The sequence below is a fragment of the Cellulomonas sp. P5_E12 genome (genome assembly GCF_054049315.1).
On the sequence record NZ_JBFUMP010000007.1, the window covers coordinates 79,575 to 92,857 of the forward strand.

The following is a 13,283-nucleotide window of genomic DNA, read 5'->3' on the forward strand; positions in this document are numbered from 1 at the left end:
TCGGAACCGTCCCTTTCCACCGGATCCGACGACACGCGCGACGACACGCCGAGCCGAACGGTACAGACAGGACCGATGGTGCGCGGGTGACCTGCAGGTACGGCTCTCACCTGCGCCGACGCCGCCTTGACACGCCTCTGGATCTCGGTAGGTTCCTCAGGAGATCCACCGCGGCGACATGCCCACGACGACGTCGGGCCTGGGGAACGCGGTAGGGGGTAGGGCTCCGACCGGGCCCGCGTGTTCAGTAGACAACGGTCCGTGCGCCTGCACGCCGACCGGTACGAAGGACACGCGGGCCGGTCGGTCGGAGCACAGCCGGCTGTCGTACCCTCCTGGGGTGCCCGCCCGTGAACCCGCCCGCTGGTGGACTCTCGTCCTCGCCGTCACGGGTGGCGTGCTCACCCGCCTCGCGTTCCCTGCACCGGGATGGTGGGGCGCGGCCTTCGTCGGCGTGGCCCTCCTCTTCCTGGCCCTGCGTCGCGACAGCGCGCGCTGGAACGCCCTCGTCGGCCTCCTCTGGGGACTGTCGTTCGTCGGCCCCCTGATCACCTGGGCCAACGACGCCGTCGGCCAGGTGCCCTGGATCGCGCTCAGCACCCTCGAGGCCCTCTACTTCGCCCTGTTCGGCGCCGCGTGGGCCTGGGCACGCCGCGGCAACGCCGTGTGGCGCAGCGTCGGCCTGCAGGTCGTCGTCTTCACGATCCTCTTCGTCGCGACCGAGGAGCTGGCCGCGGCGTGGCCGTTCGGCGGGTTCCCGTGGGGGCGCCTGGCGTTCTCCCAGGCCGACTCTCCGCTCGCGGCGTTGGCCTCGCTCGGCGGCTCGCCCCTCCTGACCGCTGCCGTCGTCGTCATCGGCGTGCTGCTCGCCCAGATCCTGCTGGCCGCCCGCCGCCTGCGCGTCGGCCGCCTGGTGGCGTCCCTGGCCGTCGTGGCCGCCGTCCTGCTCGTGGGGCTCCTCGTCCCGCTCGACACGCAGGCGGAGAACGGGTCGCTGAAGGTGGGCGCCGTGCAGGGCAACGTCCCCGGCACCGGCCTCGACGCGTTCGGGCAGCGCGAGGCCGTGCTGGACAACCACGTGGAGGGCACGCTGGCGCTGCTCGACCAGGTGGAACCCGGCGACCTCGACCTGGTGCTGTGGCCGGAGAACGGCACCGACATCGACCCGCAGGTGGACCAGAAGGCCGCCGGTCTCATCGACGGCGCCGCCCAGGCCGTCGACGCGCCCATGCTCGTCGGCACGGTCCAGTACCCGCCCAGCGGCGGCCGCTACAACACCGCGGTGCTCTGGGAGCCTGGCGTCGGCATCACCGCCACGTACACCAAGCAGCACCCGGCGCCGTTCGCGGAGTACATCCCGATCCGCTCGTTCGTCCGGCACTTCTCGTCCGCCGTGGACCTGGTGACGCGCGACATGATCCCCGGCGACAAGCCCGGTTACGTCCCGCTCGACTCGGAGCGCCTCGGGCGGACCGTGGGCATCGGCGACGTCATCTGCTTCGAGGTCGCCTACGACGACATCGTGCGCGAGACCGTGCGCGCCGGGGGGGAGGTGCTGGTCGTGCAGACGAACAACGCCTCGTTCGGGGTGTCCGACGAGTCGACCCAGCAGCTCGCGATGTCCCGCATCCGCGCGATCGAGCACGGCCGCGCGACCGTGCAGATCTCCACGGTCGGGGTCAGTGCGGTCATCGAGCCCAACGGCGTGGTCAGCCAGCAGACCGGTCTCTTCACCGCCGAGCAGATGGTGGCTACCCTTCCTCTGCGCGACACGCTGACGCCCGCGACGAGGCTGGGCGCGTGGCCCGCATGGATCATCGATGCCCTCGCGGTGTGCGTGGTGCTCGCCGGTGTGGCCGGCGCACGCCGCATGCGTCGAGACGACCGGAACGGGACTGCCGCATGACCGAGACCCCGCAGCGCGTGCTGGTGGTCGTCCCCACGTACGACGAGCGCGAGAACCTGCCCGGTGCTCTCGCGCGCCTGCGCACGCACGTGCCGTGGGCGGACGTCCTGGTGGTCGACGACGGCTCGCCCGACGGCACCGGGGAGCTCGCGGAGAAGATCGCCGAGCGCGAGGCCGACGACGACGGCACCCGCCGCATCCACGTCCTGCACCGGTCGGGCAAGCTCGGCCTCGGGACCGCCTACGTCGCGGGCTTCGGGTGGGCGCTGCAGCGCGGTTACGACGTCGTCGTCGAGATGGACGCGGACGGCTCGCACCGGGCGCAGGATCTCCCGCTGCTGCTGGACCGGATCGCCGACGCCGACCTCGTGCTGGGTTCGCGCTGGGTCCCGGGCGGCAGCGTCGTGAACTGGCCGTTCAGCCGCCACGTGCTGTCCCGCGGGGCGAACACGTACACCCGGCTCGTGCTCGGCATCCCGCTCAAGGACGCGACCGGCGGCTTCCGCGCCTACCGCGCCGAGCTGCTGGAAGAGCTCACGCACGGCGACATCGCCTCGCAGGGCTACTGCTTCCAGGTCGACATGGCCTGGCGTGCCGTGAAGTCGGGCGCCCGCGTGGTCGAGGTGCCCATCACCTTCGTCGAGCGCGAGCTGGGCCACTCGAAGATGAGCCGCGCCATCGTGGTCGAGGCCCTGATCAGCGTGACCCGGTGGGGGATAGCAGAACGCTCCCGCCGTGTGGCGGGAGCGTTCCGTCGTACTAAGGGCTGAGAGCCTTAGGCGCTGCGGCGCAGCTTGCCCGAGCGGAGCAGGTCCAGGCGCTCGTCGAGCAGCTCCTGGAGCTCGCCTACGGTGCGGCGCTCGAGCAGCATGTCCCAGTGGGTGCGCGGCGGCTTGCCGGCCTTCACCTCGGGCTTGGACGCGTCACGCAGGAGCGCCTCCTCGCCGCACCGGCACTCCCACACCACCGGGACGTCGGCCTCGACCGAGAACGGCAGGATGATGGTGTGCCCGTTGGGGCAGTCGTAGTGAGCCTGGAGCCGGGGGGCGAACTCAACGCCGTCCTCGGTCTCCATGCTGTGGGACCCGATGCGCATGCCGCGCAGGGACCGGTTTGCCATCTTGGGGAACCTCCGTGCCGTTGTACGGCCGTCGAGAGTGAGAACTTCCACCGATGTCAACGGTGGTCGCCCCTCTAGTGTTCCAGGTCCACGTGAAGGTCTGGTGAACGCCGGTGGTGTGCGGGGGAGAGGCTTAGGGTTGCCCGGGTGAGCAATCCTTCCGCGCCGGTCCCCACGTCCACCACTCCAGCCTCCCGCACCGGCGGCGAGATGTCCTTCCGACAGCTCGGGGACAGCGGCCTCGTCGTCTCCGTGGCGGGTCTCGGGTGCAACACCTTCGGGGCCACGCTGCCGCCCGACGGCGTCCCGGCCCTGGTCGCGGCCGCCCTGGACGCCGGCATCACCTTCTTCGACACGGCGGACGTCTACGGCGGGACCCCGGGCCAGAGCGAGGAGCTCCTGGGCGCCGCCCTGGGCAGGGACCGCCAGGACGTGGTCGTCGCCACCAAGTTCGGCATGGACACCGGCGGGCTCAACGGCCCCGACTGGGGCGTCCGCGGTTCGCGCCGGTACGTGCGCCGGGCCGTCGAGAGCTCGTTGGCGCGGCTGGGCACCGACCACATCGACCTGCTCCAGATGCACGCCCCGGATCCCGTGACGCCGATCGAGGAGACCCTCGCCGCGCTGCAGGAGCTGGTGACCGAGGGCAAGGTCCGGTACCTGGGCTCGTCGAACTTCGCGGCGTGGCAGGTGGTGGACGCCGACTGGAGCGCCCGCACCGCCGGCACGTCGCCGTTCGTGTCCGCGCAGAACCGGTACAACCTGCTCGACCGTCGCGCGGAGGCGGAGCTGGTGCCCGCGCTGGAGCAGGTCGGGGTCGGGCTCATCCCGTACGTCCCGCTGGCCTCCGGACTGCTGACCGGCAAGTACCGGCGCGACGAGGCGGCGCCCGAGGGCACCCGGCTCACGCGCATGCCCGACCGGCTGGCGCGGGCGGACTTCGACCGCATCGACGCACTGGCGGCGCTGGCCGCGCAGTGGGATGTCGACCTGCCGACTGTGGCGCTCGGCGGCCTGGCCGCGCAGCCGGCCGTCTCCACGGTCATCGCCGGCGCACGCACCCCCGAGCAGCTGCGTGCCAACGTCGCGGCGATCGCGTGGGAGCCGGACCTCGAGCAGCTCGCGGCGATCGACGAGGCGGCGCCCGGCCCCACGCCCTGAACGCTCACCACTCGAGGACCCGGGCGCGGCTCGCGCCCAGCGCGACGACGGCCCACACGCGGACGCCGGCGTCGTCGGCGGCCTGCCGCAGGGCCGGCAGCCAGGAGGTCTCGAACGCCCCGCGGTCCCCGCCGGCCGCGCGGACGAGCCCGACGACCACCGACCCGCCCTCGCCCGCGGACCGCAGGACCGAGGCGAGCACCCGCATGAGCTGACGGGTCACGACCCGGTCGGCGCGCAGCGGGACGTCGATGATCGGCAGGACCACCGGGAGCGTGCGGTCCTCCGCGTCGAGCAGGACGAACCACAGCGCGGGCGGACCGGCTCGCTCGGGGCCGACGAGGTCGAGCACGACGGCCAGGGCGTCACCCGCCGAGCCCAGCCGCGCGCCCGGGGGGTCCGGCAGGTCGTGGTCCGGCCCGCCGTCGTCCACGCCCCAGGGCTCGTCGGCCCAGGCGTCGTCGTCCTCGTCGTCATCGTCGAACCATCTGTCGTCCCCGAGCTCCGTCATGCGAGGAACCCTGGCTCGGGATCGGCCTCGTGGACGGCCCGGCGCCGCGGTCTGGGGAAAGGGCGGCGGGCGGCCGGGGCTGCGGGCGGCTCAGGCCAGGTGCGCGGCCACGGCCTCGACGACGAGGGCGTGGTCGTCGGCCTGGGGGAGGCCGGACACGGTCACCACGCCGACGATGCCGACGTCGCGGACCCGGACGGGGAACGCCCCTCCGTGGGCGGCGAACTCCTGGAGCGGCAGGTCGTGCTGGGCGGCGAAGGTGGTGCCCTTGGCCTTGGCGCGCAGCCCGACGAGGAACGACGACGCGCCGAAGCGCTCGACCACCCGGACCTTGCGCTCGACCCAGCTGTCGTTGTCCGGCGTGGTGCCCGGGCGCGCGGCGTGGAACAGCTGCTGCGTGCCGCGCCGGATGTCGACGGTCACGGGCAGGTCGCGCTCCTGGGCGAGCTCGACGAGCAGGCAGCCGAGGCGCCACGCGTCGTCGTGCGTGAAGGTGGTGAAGACCAGGTCGTGCTCCTGCTGCTCGACCTGGGCGATCGTGCCGGCGACGTCGTCCTGCGTGCTCATCCGGTCATCGTGGCACGGGATCGGCCACCAGGGGAGCGACGCCGAAGTTGCCGTCGAACACGTGCTCGGGGTCATAGATCGCCTTGAGGCGGCCGATGCGGGCCAACGTCGGCGGCGGGAACGCCTCGGCGATCCGCTCGGGGGACTGGTTCGTCTCGAAGCTGAGGTAGACGCCGTCCAGGTGCGGCGCGAGGCGCTCCCACCACGCGTCGATCTGGGCGCGCCGACGCCCACCCACCGACGCGAGCAGCGAGAAGTTCTGGGTCCGGTGTGCGTAGGCGGTGGCATCCGGAGCCACGTCGTTCACGGCGCCGCCCACCGCCCGGAGCTGGACCATGTCGGCGTCACCCGCGGCGACGAGATCCCCGAGCAGCTCGGCGAGCTCGGGCGTCACGTGCTCGACAAGCCCGCCCCGTGCGGCCGAGTCCGCGCCGCCCGTGTGCTCGCCGTGGTGGGCGGCGACGGTGGCCGCGTACGGGACCAGCTGGGCCTGCTGCTGGAGCACGGGGGCGAGGTCGAGGAACCGCTCGAGGGCGACGATCGCCGCCTCGGTGTCGTCGTCGGCCCAGACGATGATCGCGTAGCCGACCGCGGGGTTCTGCCCGCGCGCCGACGCCAGCGTGAGGAAGCTGGTGAGCCGGCGCGGCGATGCCTCGACCAGCGCCGCCCAGGCCTCGACGAACGGCGCGGTGTCCGTCGCGTCGTAGACGATCGTCGCGTAGACRMCGTTGCCCACCTCGGCGGCCTCGATCTCGACCGCCGTGAGGATGCCGAAGTTGGCGCCCGCGCCACGCACGGCCCAGAGCAGGTCGGGCTCGTGATCGGCGTCCGCGCGCACGACCCGACCGTCGGCCAGCACGAGCTCCGCGGCGACCACGTGGTCGAGCGTGAGGCCGTACGAGCGGCCCAGGAAGCCCTGACCGCCGGCGGTCACGAGGCCGCCCACGCCGACGTCACCGTAGTCGCCGGAGCTGATGGCCAGGCCGTGCGGCGAGAGGGCAGCCGCGACGTCCCCCCAGCGCGCCCCGGCGCCGAGACGCACGATCCGCCGCTCGCGGTCGAGCACCTCGACCGTGTCCAGCGCGCCGAGGTCGATGACGATCCCGCCGTCGTTGGTCGACCTGCCGCTGATCCCGTGCCCGCCGCTGCGCACCGCGAAGGGCACGTCCTGGGCGCGCGCGAACACCAGCGCGTCGCTGACGCCCTGCGCGTCCCGCGGGCGCAGCACGAGGCCGGGGGAGCCGGCGTAGACGTACGACGAGCGGACGCGCCCGTACTCGCGGTCGCCGGGTTCCACGGCGGTCGCGACGAGGGAGGCGGGCACGGCGTCGTAGTCGATCCCGGGGCGCCGCTTGGCCAGGGCGATCGCCGGGCGGACCGATCCGGTCGCGGTGCCGGCCGACGCACGCTCGGCGGCGACCGCGGCCCGCAGCGCCGGCGCGACCTCCGCGCCGAACACCGCGATGACCGCGGGATCGTCGCTGCCCAGGATGAAGGTGCCGATGCCGTCGTCGAGGACGAGGGGGAGCAGGTCGTCGACCCAGCGCTCCGGCGGCCCCTGCAGGAACCCGGAGCCGGAGAACGAGCCGCCGCCGAGGTTCAGCAGCCGACGGATCTCCCGCGGGTCGCGCCCTACGGCCTGCGCGGCGTCGTCGATCCGCGCGTTCCCGGCCGCGAGGTCGCCGGGCTGGAGGTAGCCCAGGCTCGGGAGCCACCCGTCCGCCTTGCGCCCCACGAGGCCGAGCATGCGCGGCTTGTACGCGCCGAGCCAGATCGGCACGTCGTGGGCCGGCGCCGGTCCGCGCTTCGCGCCCTGCACCTGGTGGTGCGTCCCGTCCACCCGCAGCGGTCGTCGCTCGTCGGCGTCCCAGATGCCCCGGATGATGTCGATCGCCTCGTCGAGGGCGTCGACGCCCTGCCCGGGCGTGAGCCGCGGCGAGCCCATCGCGACGATCGCGTCCCAGAACGCCCCGGAGCCGAGCCCGAGCGCGAACCGGCCGCCGGACAGCAGGTCGAGGCTCGCCGCCGCGCGGGCCAGGACCGCGGGCGGCCGCAGGGGCAGGTTGAGCACGTTCCCCGCGACGTGCACGCGCTCCGTGGAGGCCGCGACCCAGGACAGGAGCGTCCACGTGTCGAGGAACGCCGGCTGGTACGGGTGGTCCTGGAACGTCACCAGGTCCAACCCCGCCCGCTCGCTCGCCTGGGCGAGGGCGACCACCTGCTGCGGGTCCTTCGCGGACGGCGTCAGGAAGGTGCCGAGGAGGAGCTCGTGGCCGTAGTCGGGCATGCGGGGTTCCCTCCGGACAACTGATTGATGCTTCAACTATAACGCCACCCGGCCGTGTGTCGGTCGGGCGTGGCACGATCGTGGAGATGACCCACGATCCCGCCTTCGAGCAGCACCTGCGCGATCTCGCGCGGCTGCGTCGGGTCCGCGACCGGATCGACCGGGAGTACGCGCAGCCGCTGAACGTCGAGGCGCTCGCGCGCGGCGCGCACATGTCGGCGGGGCACCTCAGCCGGGAGTTCCGGCTCGCGTACGGCGAGTCGCCGTACGCGTACCTCATGACACGGCGGATCGAGCGCGCCATGGCGCTGCTGCGCCGCGGGGACCTCAGTGTCACCGAGGTCTGCTTCGCGGTCGGCTGCTCGTCGCTGGGCACCTTCAGCACGCGGTTCACCGAGCTGGTCGGCATCCCGCCCAGCACTTACCGCGCGCGGACCGCACCGCCGAGGCCGGAGCTGCCCGCGTGCATCGCCAAGACGGTGACTCGACCGGTCAGGAATCGAGAAGCACGGCCCGCGGAGCCACAGCTAGCGTGACCGACATGGACATCAGCATCCACTACACGTTCCTGCCGCAGACCGACCCCGAGGCCGCGCTCGCCTTCTACCGCGACGCTCTCGGCTTCGAGGTCCGCAACGACGTCGGGTACGAGGGGATGCGCTGGATCACGGTCGGTCCCGTCAACCAGCCCGGCACGTCCATCGTGCTGCACCCGCCGGCCGCGGAGCCGGGCCTCACCGACGACGAGCGCCGCACCATCCTCGAGCTCATCGCCAAGGGCAGCTACGGGGCCATCACCCTGGCGACCGACGACCTGGACGGCGTCTTCGACCGGCTCCAGGCCAGCGACGCCGAGGTCGTCCAGGAGCCCACCGACCAGCCGTACGGCGTCCGCGACTGCGCCTTCCGCGACCCGGCGGGCAACCTCGTCCGCATCAACGCCGTGGGCTGAGAGGCGCGCCTCCCGCGCGATGCTTGGCAAGATCGAGCCAGACGACGCCGACGACGACCTCGCCCCCGCCCGACAGACGGAGACACGATGAGCACGGACACCCGGACGGACGCGACGGCGCCGGCGCGGCACCCCGCTGACAGCCACGACCTGATCCGCGTCCAGGGCGCGCGCGTCAACAACCTCAAGGACGTGAGCGTCGAGCTCCCGAAGCGGCGCCTGACGGTGTTCACCGGCGTCTCCGGGTCGGGCAAGAGCTCGCTGGTGTTCGGCACGATCGCCGCGGACTCGCAGCGGATGATCAACGAGACGTACAGCGCCTTCGTGCAGGGCTTCATGCCGACGCTGGCGCGGCCGGACGTCGATGTCCTGGACGGACTGACCACCGCGATCATCGTCGACCAGGAGCGGATGGGCGCGAACATCCGCTCGACGGTCGGCACGGCCACCGACGCCAACGCGATGCTCCGCATCCTGTTCAGCCGGCTCGGTCAGCCGCACATCGGCTCGCCCCAGGCGTTCTCCTTCAACGTCGCGTCGATCTCGGGCGCCGGTGCGGTGACCATCGAGCGCGGGGGCACCACCACCAAGGAGCGGCGGAGCTTCACGATCACCGGCGGCATGTGCGCGCGGTGCGAGGGCACGGGCAAGGTCAGCGACATCGACCTGAGCCAGCTCTACGACGACTCCAAGTCGCTCAACGAGGGCGCGCTGACGATCCCCGGCTACAGCATGGACGGCTGGTACGGCCGGATCTTCGCCGGCAGCGGCTTCTTCGACCCGGACAAGCCGATCCGGGACTTCACCAAGCGGGAGCTGCACGACCTCGTCTACAAGGAGCCGACCAAGATCAAGGTCGAGGGCATCAACCTCACCTACGAGGGCCTGGTCCCGAAGATCCAGAAGTCGTTCCTGTCCAAGGACGTCGAGGCGATGCAGCCGCACATCCGCGCGTTCGTGGAGCGCACCGTCGTGTTCGGCACGTGCCCGGACTGCGGTGGCACCCGCCTCAACGAGGGTGCCCGGTCGTCCCGCATCGGCGACGTCAACATCGCCGACGCGTGTGCGATGCAGATCAGCGACCTGGCCGAGTGGGTGCGCGGGCTCAACGAGCCATCCGTGGCGCCGCTGCTCGTCTCGCTGCAGGAGACCCTCGACTCGTTCGTGAACATCGGCCTCGGCTACCTCTCGCTGGAGCGGCCGTCCGGCACGCTCTCGGGCGGCGAGGCGCAGCGCATCAAGATGATCCGGCACCTCGGCTCTTCGCTCACCGACGTCACGTACGTCTTCGACGAGCCCACCGTGGGGCTGCACCCGCACGACATCCAGCGCATGAACGCCCTGTTGCTGCGGCTGCGCGACAAGGGCAACACCGTGCTGGTGGTCGAGCACAAGCCCGAGACCATCGTCATCGCTGACCATGTGGTCGACCTGGGTCCCGGTGCGGGTACCGCGGGCGGCACCATCTGCTTCGAGGGCAGCGTCGAGGAGCTGAGGACCAGCGGGACCCTCACGGGCCGGCACTTCGACGACCGGGCCCGGCTCAAGGACACCGTGCGGACGCCCACCGGCGCGCTGGAGATCCGGGGGGCCACGGCCAACAACCTGCAGGACGTCGACGTCGACATCCCTCTGGGCGTGCTCGTCGTTGTCACCGGCGTCGCCGGCTCGGGCAAGAGCTCGCTCGTGCACGGGTCGATCCCGGCCGGTGCGGGCGTCGTGTCGATCGACCAGGGCGCCATCAAGGGGTCCCGCCGGAGCAACCCGGCGACGTACACGGGCCTGCTCGAGCCCATCCGCAAGGCGTTCGCCAAGGCCAACGGCGTCAAGCCGGCCCTGTTCAGCGCCAACTCCGCGGGTGCCTGCCCCACCTGCAACGGCGCGGGCGTCATCTACACGGACCTCGCGATGATGGCGGGCGTGGCCACCACCTGCGAGGAGTGCGAGGGAAAGCGTTTCCAAGCGTCGGTCCTGGAGTACAAGCTGGGCGGCCGCGACATCAGCGAGGTCCTGGCGATGTCCGTGGTCGAGGCCGAGGAGTTCTTCGGCGCGGGGGAGGCCCGCACGCCGGCCGCGCACGCCGTCCTCGACCGGCTCGCCGATGTCGGGCTCGGCTACGTGAGTCTCGGGCAGCCGTTGCCGACGCTGTCCGGCGGCGAGCGCCAGCGGCTCAAGCTCGCGACGCACATGGGGGAGAAGGGCGGCATCTACGTCCTCGACGAGCCGACCAGCGGCCTGCACCTCGCCGACGTCGAGCGCCTGCTCGGCCTCCTCGACCGCCTGGTCGACTCCGGCAAGTCCGTGATCGTCGTGGAGCACCACCAGGCGGTCATGGCGCACGCCGACTGGATCGTCGACCTCGGTCCGGGCGCCGGCCACGACGGCGGCTCGATCGTCTTCGAGGGCACCCCCGCGGACCTCGTCGCCCGGCGCGCCACGCTCACGGGCGAGCACCTGGCGACGTACGTCGGCGCCTGACGCCGGGGGAGTGGMCCGCAGTTCTTGACGACCGTTCTCACTGATCCACACAGAGAGGCACTGCCATGGCGGAGACGAAGAAGACCACCGCGACGTCCGAGGGGTTCTCGGCCGAGGAGCGCGCGGCGATGAAGGAGCGCGCCAAGGAGACGCGCGGAAAGAAGTCGGGAAACGGCGAGGCGGACCTGCTCGAGAAGATTGCCGAGATGGACGCCCCCGACCGGGAGATGGCGGAGCGGATCCACGCCGTCGTCACGGCCGCCGCACCGAAGCTCGAGCCGAAGACCTGGTACGGGCAGCCGGCCTACGCCAAGGACGGCAAGGTCGTCCTGTTCTTCCAGGCCGCCTCGAAGTTCAAGACGCGGTACGCGACGCTGGGCTTCAACGATGCGGCCAAGATCGACGAYGGCACCATGTGGCCGACCGCGTTCGCCCTGACCTCACTCACGACCGCCGACGAGAAGCGGATCGCCGCGCTGGTCACGAAGGCCGTGAGCTGACCGCCTCGGGCTCGGGAGTCGCCGGGAAACGGAGGCCGAGCTCGGCGCGGAGCTCCACGTAGCGCGCGAGGAACGCGCGCTCGTCGAGACGCTTCCGCCGGATCCAGCCGGTGACCTCGTCGTTGCACTTGCTCGTGTTGCACGACCGGCATGCCGGGACCACGTTCTCCAGCGTGTACCGGCCGCCGCGGGAGATCGGCAGGACGCAGTCGCGCTGCATCGGTCCGTCGGCCGCGCCGCAGTACGCGCAGCCGGCCCAGGCCTCCTGCAGCGCGTCCCACTGGTCCGGGGTCAGGTCGTGCTCGACGCCGTCCATGCGACGCTTCCGACGGCGCGCCGCGCGGGCTCTGCGACTCCCACCGACGGCCATGCCGGGAGCATATGGTCGACCAGCCGCAGGTCCGGGCAGGCGCTCCGGCCGCACGACACAGACGGCGAGGACGATGAACCCGATCGAGCTGGAGACAGGCGCGCACCTCGATGCGCTGGAGCCGTGGCGCGCGGCCGAGTTCGCTGCCCACATGGCCCGCGCCCGTGAGCACATCCGTCCGTGGGTCGGGCCGTCGTTCCTCAGCGACGACGTCGTCGGCGCGCGCGCCACGCTGACCCGGTACGCCGAACAGCTCGCGCACGACGGGCCACGCATCTACGGCATCTGGGTGGACGGCCTGCTGGTGGGCGGGGTGATGTTCGTGGAGTTCTCCGCGACCTCCGGCGTGTGCGAGGTGGGCTGCTGGTCGGAGCCCGCCGGAGAAGGCCACGGGCACATCACCGCTGCCGTCACACAGCTCGTCCGCTACGCGTTCGAGGTGCGGGGGCTCCACCGCGTGGAGTGGCGCTGCCGCAGCGACAACGTACGCAGCCTCGCGGTCGCCCGACGGCTCGGCATGGTGCACGAGGGTGAACTGCGTGAGGCATGGCTGGTGGACGGCACGTTCCACGACAAGTCCGTGTGGTCGCTCCTGAGCCACGAGTACAACGACCGTCTCCAGCGCGGCTAGGCGACGACGGACGTCCTCGCCGGGCGCCGGTTCATGACTCCCGTACGGTCAGCAGGCTCCGGCCGTGCACGGACGTGCGCTCCACCCGCCCCGTCTCGCGGAACCCGAGCTTCTCCAGGACGCGCCGCGACGCGACGTTCCAGTCCCAGACCTCGGCCCACAACCGCGGGTAGCCCGCCTCGCTCGCCCAGGCGATGACCGCGCGACCGGCCTCCGTCGCGTAGCCGGACCCATGGACCGCGCGCAGCAGCTCGTACGCCAGCTGGGGCTCGTCCGGCGATCCGCTCCCGACGGTCAGTCCGCAGTAACCGATGACGTCACCGGGACCCTTCCGCTCCACGGCCAGCAGCCGCGGCCCGGGGCCGTCATTCTCGGCGCGGAGCTGCGCCGCGATGTCCTCCACGGTCGGCCGACCCTCGGCATCGATGCGCCGGTGCTCCGGCACCCGCGCGTCGCGCTCGGTCCACAGCAGGCGATAGATGTCCGCCTCGTCGACTCGGCGGTGCCGAAGGACGAGGCGATCGGTCTCCAGGGCGTCCGGGGTGCGGGTCGAGGACATCTGACGATGATGTCAGGTGCCGCCGGCCGGGATCGCGCGGGGTGGGCGAGGGAAACCAGCTGACCGCGGTGACTGTCGAGCGGCCGATCGACGTCACACGGAGCCGATCCGATCCGATCCGGACGTCGAGTAGCTCTCGACCCGCACGAGAATGGATCAGCGGCGTCGGAGGCGTTCGAGTCGGTGTTCACCGTTCCGACGAGTGCGGTCCGCACACCCACGTGAGCGCGTCGGCGCTACG

At 72.1% G+C, this 13,283-nt stretch carries 14 protein-coding genes; 8 read left to right on the forward strand and 6 right to left on the reverse strand.

Features of this window, described 5'->3' with window-relative positions:
- Positions 1-340 precede the first annotated feature (340 nt).
- Positions 341-1,906, forward strand: coding sequence for an apolipoprotein N-acyltransferase (gene lnt, locus ACXJKA_RS08175; RefSeq protein ID WP_456824692.1), 1,566 nt, complete (start codon positions 341-343; stop codon positions 1,904-1,906).
- Positions 1,903-2,676, forward strand: coding sequence for a polyprenol monophosphomannose synthase (locus tag ACXJKA_RS08180; RefSeq protein WP_456824693.1), 774 nt, complete (start codon positions 1,903-1,905; stop codon positions 2,674-2,676). Before lnt ends, ACXJKA_RS08180 begins: the two co-directional genes overlap by 4 nt.
- 5 nt (positions 2,677-2,681) lie before the next feature.
- Here the strand turns inward: ACXJKA_RS08180 and ACXJKA_RS08185 are convergent, their stop codons facing one another.
- A complete protein-coding gene (locus ACXJKA_RS08185; protein WP_055914529.1) occupies positions 2,682-3,026 on the reverse strand; it encodes an RNA polymerase-binding protein RbpA in 345 nt (114 codons plus the stop codon).
- A gap of 210 nt (positions 3,027-3,236) precedes the next feature.
- Between ACXJKA_RS08185 and ACXJKA_RS08190 the strand changes: the two genes are divergently transcribed.
- On the forward strand, positions 3,237-4,187 hold the full coding sequence (locus ACXJKA_RS08190) for an aldo/keto reductase (protein ID WP_456824792.1): 951 nt from the start codon (positions 3,237-3,239) through the stop codon (positions 4,185-4,187).
- Between the two features lie 4 nt (positions 4,188-4,191).
- Here ACXJKA_RS08190 and ACXJKA_RS08195 read toward each other — a convergent pair whose 3' ends face one another.
- The 3 genes from ACXJKA_RS08195 to ACXJKA_RS08205 all read right to left on the reverse strand — a co-directional run bounded on the left by ACXJKA_RS08195 (position 4,192) and on the right by ACXJKA_RS08205 (position 7,552).
- Positions 4,192-4,698, reverse strand: coding sequence for a hypothetical protein (locus tag ACXJKA_RS08195; protein WP_456824694.1), 507 nt, complete (start codon positions 4,696-4,698; stop codon positions 4,192-4,194).
- Positions 4,699-4,788: 90 nt separating this feature from the next.
- Positions 4,789-5,265: a heme-degrading domain-containing protein gene (locus tag ACXJKA_RS08200; protein WP_456824695.1), complete on the reverse strand. Its 477-nt coding sequence runs from the start codon at positions 5,263-5,265 to the stop codon at positions 4,789-4,791.
- 4 nt (positions 5,266-5,269) lie between these two features.
- Complete coding sequence (locus ACXJKA_RS08205; protein WP_456824696.1) at positions 5,270-7,552, reverse strand: LLM class flavin-dependent oxidoreductase; 2,283 nt, start codon at positions 7,550-7,552, stop codon at positions 5,270-5,272.
- 86 nt (positions 7,553-7,638) lie between these two features.
- Here ACXJKA_RS08205 and ACXJKA_RS08210 point away from each other — a divergent pair, with 86 nt between their 5' ends.
- From ACXJKA_RS08210 to ACXJKA_RS08225, 4 genes are all read left to right on the forward strand, one after another.
- Entirely contained in the window at positions 7,639-8,088 is a 450-nt protein-coding gene (locus ACXJKA_RS08210; protein WP_456824697.1) for a helix-turn-helix transcriptional regulator, read from the forward strand.
- A 5-nt stretch (positions 8,089-8,093) separates the two neighbouring features.
- A complete protein-coding gene (locus ACXJKA_RS08215) occupies positions 8,094-8,504 on the forward strand; it encodes a VOC family protein (protein WP_456824698.1) in 411 nt (136 codons plus the stop codon).
- Between the two features lie 87 nt (positions 8,505-8,591).
- Positions 8,592-10,982 (forward strand): ATP-binding cassette domain-containing protein, encoded by a 2,391-nt coding sequence (locus tag ACXJKA_RS08220; protein ID WP_456824699.1) that lies wholly within the window; start codon positions 8,592-8,594, stop codon positions 10,980-10,982.
- A gap of 65 nt (positions 10,983-11,047) precedes the next feature.
- Complete coding sequence (locus ACXJKA_RS08225) at positions 11,048-11,482, forward strand: iron chaperone (protein WP_456824700.1); 435 nt, start codon at positions 11,048-11,050, stop codon at positions 11,480-11,482.
- On the opposite strand, the gene ACXJKA_RS08230 is transcribed toward ACXJKA_RS08225, so the two are convergent.
- Entirely contained in the window at positions 11,463-11,798 is a 336-nt protein-coding gene (locus tag ACXJKA_RS08230) for an HNH endonuclease (RefSeq protein WP_456824701.1), read from the reverse strand. The genes ACXJKA_RS08225 and ACXJKA_RS08230 overlap by 20 nt on opposite strands.
- 127 nt (positions 11,799-11,925) lie before the next feature.
- Between ACXJKA_RS08230 and ACXJKA_RS08235 the strand changes: the two genes are divergently transcribed.
- Entirely contained in the window at positions 11,926-12,483 is a 558-nt protein-coding gene (locus tag ACXJKA_RS08235) for a GNAT family N-acetyltransferase (protein ID WP_456824702.1), read from the forward strand.
- A gap of 31 nt (positions 12,484-12,514) precedes the next feature.
- On the opposite strand, the gene ACXJKA_RS08240 is transcribed toward ACXJKA_RS08235, so the two are convergent.
- Positions 12,515-13,042, reverse strand: coding sequence for a GNAT family N-acetyltransferase (locus ACXJKA_RS08240; protein WP_456824703.1), 528 nt, complete (start codon positions 13,040-13,042; stop codon positions 12,515-12,517).
- Between the last annotated feature and the right edge of the window lie 241 nt (positions 13,043-13,283).